The organism is Nostoc sp. 'Peltigera membranacea cyanobiont' 232, assembly GCF_002245985.1.
Lineage (GTDB): Bacteria > Cyanobacteriota > Cyanobacteriia > Cyanobacteriales > Nostocaceae > Nostoc.
On record NZ_NOLK01000383.1, the window covers coordinates 1 to 1382 of the forward strand.

General features: G+C 42.2%; 1 protein-coding gene. It reads left to right on the forward strand.

Annotated elements, in window-relative coordinates; genetic code table 11:
* The first annotated feature begins 125 nt into the window (after positions 1–125).
* Positions 126–1343, forward strand: a complete 1218-nt coding sequence (locus CDG79_RS40495) for an ISAs1 family transposase (protein WP_094347041.1) — start codon at positions 126–128, stop codon at positions 1341–1343.
* Positions 1344–1382 lie beyond the last annotated feature (39 nt).

Consider the following 1382-nt stretch of genomic DNA (forward strand, 5'->3'; position numbering starts at 1 on the left):
CAGGGTTAGCGCGTCTCAAAACCTATTGACAAGAGGACTTACCTGATCAGCGATAAGGTGGAAAACAAAGTGACACCATCTGAGGTAGGGTAAGATTTAATTCATCGAACTGCCATATCAAAGTAATGTCAACAGGATTTGAGAAGAAGAAGCGTAAAACTAAAACATCTTTTGCAGCCAGCGTAGATAGCTTTGACATTACCAGTAGGTTTCAGGAATATTTCACAGAAGTGAAAGACCCCAGAGTGGAAAGAACGAGATATCATTTACTCACAGATATCATCACCATAGCGATTTTGGCAGTAATAGCAGGCGCGCAAGGTTGGGAAGATATTGAGGAGTATGGACTCAATAAACAGGAGTGGTTGAAAACGTTTCTAGAACTACCATTCGGAATACCCAGTCCAGATACGTTTAGAAGAGTGTTCGAGAAAATTAATCCCAAAGAATTTGAGCAATGTTTTCGGCAGTGGGTTCAATCATTGGTTGAGAAATTGGGAGTAGAAGTAGTAGCCATAGATGGCAAAACTCATAGAGGCTCCTATGACCGAGAATCAAAGCTAAAAGCCTTACACACTGTTAGTGCTTGGTCAAGTGAACACCGTTTAGTCTTGGGACAAACGAAGGTCAATGCCAAATCCAATGAAATCACCGCGATTCCAGCACTGTTAGAAATACTAGACATATCTGGTTGCATCATCACCATTGATGCGATGGGCACTCAGAAATCCATTGCCCAAAAAATCATCGCTGCAAATGCTGATTACATTTTGAGCCTCAAAGATAATCATCCGACACTGCACCAACAAGTGAAGAATTGGTTTGAAGATAGCCTTGCACAAGGATTTTTTGGTCTTGATGTGAGTATTAGTCAACGAGTAGAGAAAGGGCATCACCGCATCGAAAATCGTCAAGTGTACACTGTGTCAGTATCACAACTTCCTGTACTCCATGAACAGGACTTGTGGGCAGGACTGACAACAGTAGTGATGGTAGTACGTTCAATTCAGCATTGGAATAAAACTACCCAAGAAGTTCAATTTTACATGACTAGTCTCAAGAGTGATGCTAACAAGATTGGTAGTGCAATTCGACACCATTGGGGAATTGAAAATTCTCTTCATTGGACATTGGATGTCACATTTGGTGAGGATGAATGTCGGATTCGTTCTCTGCATAGTCCACAGAATTTTGCTTTGCTCCGTCGCATTGCTCTCAATGCCTTAGAACGAGAATCTTCTTTCCGCCGCAGTATTCGCCAAAAGTCTCGGCGAGCCGCTATGAATGATCAGTATATGCTTTCCGTTTTGACGGCGGCTTTCTCAAACTTAACTCTCTGCTAGAATCCAACTGTCAATAGAGTTTGAGATGCGCTAACCCTG

Excerpts from the sequence above, each read along its gene's own strand:
- CDG79_RS40495 (WP_094347041.1), top strand. The coding sequence starts at position 126 with ATGTCAACAGGATTTGAGAAGAAGAAGCGTAAAACTAAAACATCTTTT.